Origin of the sequence: Mesorhizobium sp. M7A.F.Ca.CA.003.01.2.1 (assembly GCF_003998945.1) — a bacterium.
In the GTDB taxonomy this organism is placed as follows: Bacteria; Pseudomonadota; Alphaproteobacteria; order Rhizobiales; family Rhizobiaceae; genus Mesorhizobium; species Mesorhizobium ciceri.
In genome coordinates this window covers 1-4,783 of the sequence record NZ_RZRA01000411.1, presented here as the reverse complement: position 1 = coordinate 4,783, position 4,783 = coordinate 1, and the positions used below count along the sequence as shown (strand labels likewise).

At 60.6% G+C, this 4,783-nt stretch carries 6 protein-coding genes; 5 read left to right on the top strand and 1 reads right to left on the bottom strand.

Annotated features, from left to right (window positions below):
• Positions 1–141: 141 nt before the first annotated feature.
• From EN969_RS17430 to EN969_RS17410, 5 genes are all read left to right on the top strand, one after another.
• Positions 142–606 carry a RidA family protein gene (locus EN969_RS17430; RefSeq protein WP_063167962.1) on the top strand — a complete coding sequence of 155 codons (465 nt, stop codon included), beginning with the start codon at positions 142–144 and terminating at the stop codon, positions 604–606.
• Positions 607–620: 14 nt separating this feature from the next.
• Positions 621–1,349 carry a glycerophosphodiester phosphodiesterase gene (locus EN969_RS17425; protein ID WP_063170232.1) on the top strand — a complete coding sequence of 243 codons (729 nt, stop codon included), beginning with the start codon at positions 621–623 and terminating at the stop codon, positions 1,347–1,349.
• Positions 1,350–1,399: 50 nt separating this feature from the next.
• Entirely contained in the window at positions 1,400–2,614 is a 1,215-nt protein-coding gene (locus tag EN969_RS17420; RefSeq protein WP_063167961.1) for a GNAT family N-acetyltransferase, read from the top strand.
• Between the two features lie 86 nt (positions 2,615–2,700).
• Positions 2,701–3,132: an HIT family protein gene (locus EN969_RS17415; protein ID WP_013531772.1), complete on the top strand. Its 432-nt coding sequence runs from the start codon at positions 2,701–2,703 to the stop codon at positions 3,130–3,132.
• A 203-nt stretch (positions 3,133–3,335) separates the two neighbouring features.
• Positions 3,336–4,364 carry a phosphatase PAP2 family protein gene (locus EN969_RS17410; protein WP_244514298.1) on the top strand — a complete coding sequence of 343 codons (1,029 nt, stop codon included), beginning with the start codon at positions 3,336–3,338 and terminating at the stop codon, positions 4,362–4,364.
• On the opposite strand, the gene EN969_RS36060 is transcribed toward EN969_RS17410, so the two are convergent.
• The gene (locus EN969_RS36060) at positions 4,299–4,778 is read right to left on the bottom strand and encodes a hypothetical protein (RefSeq protein WP_245467456.1); all 480 of its coding nucleotides are present in this window, start codon (positions 4,776–4,778) and stop codon (positions 4,299–4,301) included. The two genes, EN969_RS17410 and EN969_RS36060, sit on opposite strands and share 66 nt — an antisense overlap.
• Positions 4,779–4,783 lie beyond the last annotated feature (5 nt).

Below are 4,783 nucleotides of genomic sequence, written 5' to 3'. Positions count from 1 at the left end.
CATGAGGTACTCCGATCGTCGCGACTGATGGCAGGCCGCAGGGAAAGATGGTCCAGCTTAAAAAAAGTCGTGGCGGAAGCGAGGCAAAAATAGCAATTTCGGCCCGGCCGGCGCGGCGTCACCAAGCAATAGGGAAATACCATGAGTGAAACAATCGAAAAGCGGCTAAGCGATCTGGGTGTGACGCTTCCCGTCGCCGCCGCGCCCGCCGCCAACTACGTGCCCTATTGCAGGACCGGCCATTTGCTGTTCACTGCCGGGCAATTGCCGCTTAAGGACGGCAAGCTGCAGGCGAGCGGGCTGTTGGGCCGCGATCTCGATACCGCAGGCGGCAAGGATGCGGCAAAATACTGCGCGATCAACATCCTGGCGCAGGCCAAGGCAGCACTCGGCGACCTCGAGAAGATCAGCCGCCTGGTGAAGATCACCGTTTTCGTCGCCTCGACACCCGAGTTCGTCGAGCAGCATCTGGTTGCCAACGGCGCCTCCGATTTCCTGGTCGCCGCCCTTGGCGAGCGCGGCAAGCATGCACGCTCCGCCGTCGGCACGGCCTGCCTGCCGCTTAATGCCGCAGTGGAAATCGAAGCCATCTTCGAAGTCGCATGAGCCAGGGTACAGATATGACCGAGCTATCCTGGCTGACCGCCCGGCCCGTTGCCCACCGCGGCTTCCACGACATGAACAAGACGCGCTGGGAAAACACGCTGTCGGCCTTTGCCGCAGCCGCCGAACGCGGCTACGCCATCGAATGCGACGTGCACCTGTCGTCCGACCGCGTTCCCGTCATCATCCATGACGGCGATCTCAAGCGCCTGACCGGCCAGGATGGTTTCGTCTGGCAGCGTACCGCAGCTGAACTCGCGGCGCTCAGGGTCGGTGGCACGGCGGACCATGTGCCGACGCTGCAGGAAGCGCTCGACCTGGTCGATGGCCGCGTGCCACTGGTCGTCGAGCTGAAAGGCACGCCCGGCTATGACGAAGGCCTGGTGGCAAGCGTCGGCAAGATGCTCAAGCGCTACAAGGGCAAGGCGGCGATCATGTCGTTCGACCATTGGCTGGTCCGCGATTTTCCGAAGGACGCGCCGGGTATCCCAGGGGGTCTCACCGCCTACGGCAAGGACGTCGGGTTGATCGAGGCGCATTTCGCCATGCTGGCGCATGAGATCGCCTTCACCTCCTACGCCGCCGGCGACCTGCCAAACCCATTTGTCAGCTTCGTGCGTGAAAGGCTGAAAATGCCTGTTATCACCTGGACGGTGCATGACCAGCCGGCGGTCGACCTGACCTTCAGATATGCCGACCAGATGACTTTCGAAGGGTTCGAACCCGATCTGGTCAAAGTCGCCTGAGTGTCTGAAACGTGACTTGCACCAGGCCGGACGGAGCTTAAATAAGCCTCATGGATCAGGGCGATGAGGGTGACGGACAAACGGCCAATGCGGACTATTCGATCCGCGTCGCCGCCGGCATCGGCGCCTTCACCTATGATGAATGGAATGGCTTTGCGGGAACTGCGCGCGGCGATTTAGAAGCCAGCTACAATCCTTTGGTTTCATTCGCTTTTCTAGGCGCGCTCGAAGATTCTGGATGCGCCGTGCGGCGTACCGGCTGGCAGGGCCACCACCTCCGGCTCGAGGATGGGCAAGGCAGATTGCTGGGCGCGGTGCCCTGTTATCTCAAATCGCACAGCCAGGGCGAATATGTGTTCGACCATGGCTGGTCGGATGCGTTCGAACGCGCCGGTGGCCGCTACTATCCCAAACTGCAAAGTGCCGTGCCGTTCTCCCCGGTCACCGGCCCTCGCCTGCTGGTCACCAGGGGCGAGGACAGTGCCAAGGTGAAGGCCGGTCTCGCGGCGGGCCTGAAGGCGGTGACGCAAAAGCTCGGTGTCTCTTCCGCACATGTCACCTTCGCGCAAGAGAGCGATGTGGAGGTGCTGGAAGCAGCCGGTTTCCTGCACCGCACCGACCAGCAATTCCATTTCTTCAACGAAGGCTTTTCAACCTATGACGACTTCCTCGCCACCCTTGCCTCGCGCAAGCGAAAGGCGATGAAAAAGGAAAGGCGCGAAGCGCTTGCCCCAGGCATTTCAATCGACCGGCTGACCGGCAAGGACCTCACGGAGAAAGCCTGGGACGATTTCTTCGCCTTCTACATGGACACCGGCAGTCGCAAATGGGGCCGGCCCTATCTCAATCGTCAATTCTTCTCGATGATCGGCGAGCGCATGGCCGACGACATCCTGCTGGTGATGGCCAGGCGCAACGGGCGCTATATCGCCGGCGCGATCAATTTCATCGGTTCGGATGCACTTTATGGCCGCAACTGGGGCTGCATCGAGGACCATCCCTTCCTGCATTTCGAGGTCTGCTATCATCAGGCGATCGACTTCGCCATCGAGCGCAAGCTCAAGGTGGTCGAGGCGGGAGCGCAGGGCGAGCACAAGCTGGCGCGCGGCTACCGGCCGGTGACCATGCATTCCGCGCACTACATTGCGCACCCAGGCCTGCGCAACGCCGTCGCCGACTATCTTCGGCGCGAACGGCAGGAGGTGGAGCGGATGAGCGAATATCTGGAAGAGCATACCCCGTTCCGCAAGGATCTCGAGGAGTAGCCCCGGCTGGCCGGCTGGGGGGCGACGATTATCTTGCCGAATTTCGACGCCTTCGCTACACGAAGGCACAATCCGGAGCGTTCGCCATGACCGAGGCCGCCTACGATACCGACAACATTTTCGCCAAGATCCTGCGCGGCGAAATTCCCTCGCACCGTGTCTACGAGGATGACGCGGTCATCGCCTTCATGGATGTGATGCCGCAGGGGCCCGGCCATACGCTGGTGGTGCCGAAAGCGCCGTCGCGCAACCTTCTCGATGCCGATCCGTCAATTTTCGGCCATCTCTTGAGCGCCGTTCAGAAAGTGGCGCTGGCGGTGAAAAAGGCCTTCGGCGCCGATGGCGTCACCGTCATGCAGTTCAATGAGCCGGCCTCAGGGCAGACCGTCTATCATCTGCATGTGCATGTCATTCCGCGCTTCGACGGCATCCCGCTGAAGCCGCACACGGGCGAGATGGAGAAGCCGGAGATTCTGGTCGGTAACGCCGAAAAGATACGGACTGCACTCAAAAATTGAGAGCGGGAGGTCCGCCAATGATGTGGTGGACCGGGTCGAGAATATCGGACTAACAAGCGCCGTTCAGTCCAGAAGCCGATTCTAATGCCCGGCCGTGCCCAGTGCCGACTCAACCGTTTGCAACTCTAATCGTCTGATTAGGAAATATCGAACCATCTCACGGTAAAATGCTAACGCGTGGCGAGCTGTGGGGCTTCAAAACCATGGAACATTCGGTTGCGGCATCGGCCCCACTGGCGGGGGCAATTGTCGAGCGTGCTTTTCTTGGCATCTTGGCGGATGCCTTTTGGCGACACCGGCTGCTGCACGCTATGGCTGCCGCTGCGCTGCTTCTGGCAAGCGCAGTCGGGTGGCACACTGGAAACATGCCGGATTTCGGCGTTCTGGAGGAATACGCTGAGTATCTTTTCATCGCCTTCTGGATTTGCGGCTCAGCCTTTGCACTTGGGACGCTTCTCCATCTTGCGCTGGTCCAGCGGGATACCGAACCGCTGCACACCTTCCTCAAGTCACTGGGTAGATTCTTTGGCGACGCCGAACGCATTGCCAACAGCCTGAATGGCCTGGGTGCGGGTCTTGCCTTCATATCCGCGATCGGTGTGTTGAAGGGAGCCATTGCAATCCTCTCTCCGTTTGCATGGGACAAGGCATTGGCTCAGGCCGACCGCATCCTGCATTTCGGTCGAGCCCCGCACGAATGGTTGTGGTTTACCGTCCAGTCGCCGCTTGCATTGAAGATCATCAACATCGCTTACAATTTCTGGTTCGTCGTGCTCATTACCGCGGTTTTCACCGTGTGCATCGCACGCAAGGATACGAAGCTGCGTCACCAGTTCCTGATGAGCTTCATGACGGTGTGGACGCTGGGTGGCTTCTTCCTCGCGATGGGCCTGTCGTCGGCTGGCCCTTGCTTTTACGAGCGATTGGGGTTCGGCAACGACTTTCACGCCCTCATGCAAGCACTCGCCACCGCCGATCGCATCTATCCAATCTGGGCGCTCAACACGCAGGATATGCTGTGGGGTGGCTACACCGGCGCAACTACCGGCAGCGTCGGTATATCCGCCTTCCCATCCCTGCACGTTGCGATGGCGGTGCTGTTCGCTCTCTATGCAACGCGGCGGTCTCGGCTGGCCGGTGTTGTGATGTGGTTATTCGCGGCGTCATTATGGTCGGATCCGTCGTGCTTGGCTGGCACTATGCCGTGGATGGCTATGCGGGCGCATCCCTGATGGTCGCGATCTGGAAGGCGTGCGGATATTTGCTGACCCGTTTCGAGTCGGACAGCGCGGCCGCTGAGAGCTCCACCATGCAATCGCCGGCCCTTTGCGGGATGTAAATTCGCCGATCTGGACGAACTCGCCTGCGGCGGCATGCCGGTCAAAACGCCTCAAGGGCGGCGCTGGATGGGTTGGACATTTCCGAAACGCTGTTCGATACGGTCCTTGCCGAAGCTGCTCTGCGAGCGTGTCCGCGCATTGCCCAGGGCTCAGGAGCGACGTGTCGACTTCCAGATCGTACACGCCGGGCCGGTGCACCTCTTCCTGCCACAGGCGCGCCACCGGGCCGCAATCCCATCTCGGGTCGATAGCGCGGCGGCATGGCCTGATCGCAAACGTCGACACCGAGATTGATCCAGACGCCATCGAAG

What these genes read in the sequence shown, in the direction of transcription:
- EN969_RS17430 (WP_063167962.1), top strand. Translation starts at nt 142, where the DNA reads ATGAGTGAAACAATCGAAAAGCGGCTAAGCGATCTGGGTGTGACGCTT.
- EN969_RS17425 (WP_063170232.1), top strand. Translation starts at nt 621, where the DNA reads ATGACCGAGCTATCCTGGCTGACCGCCCGGCCCGTTGCCCACCGCGGC.
- EN969_RS17420 (WP_063167961.1), top strand. Translation starts at nt 1,400, where the DNA reads ATGGATCAGGGCGATGAGGGTGACGGACAAACGGCCAATGCGGACTAT.
- EN969_RS17415 (WP_013531772.1), top strand. Translation starts at nt 2,701, where the DNA reads ATGACCGAGGCCGCCTACGATACCGACAACATTTTCGCCAAGATCCTG.
- EN969_RS17410 (WP_244514298.1), top strand. Translation starts at nt 3,336, where the DNA reads ATGGAACATTCGGTTGCGGCATCGGCCCCACTGGCGGGGGCAATTGTC.
- EN969_RS36060 (WP_245467456.1), bottom strand. Translation starts at nt 4,778, where the DNA reads ATGGCGTCTGGATCAATCTCGGTGTCGACGTTTGCGATCAGGCCATGC.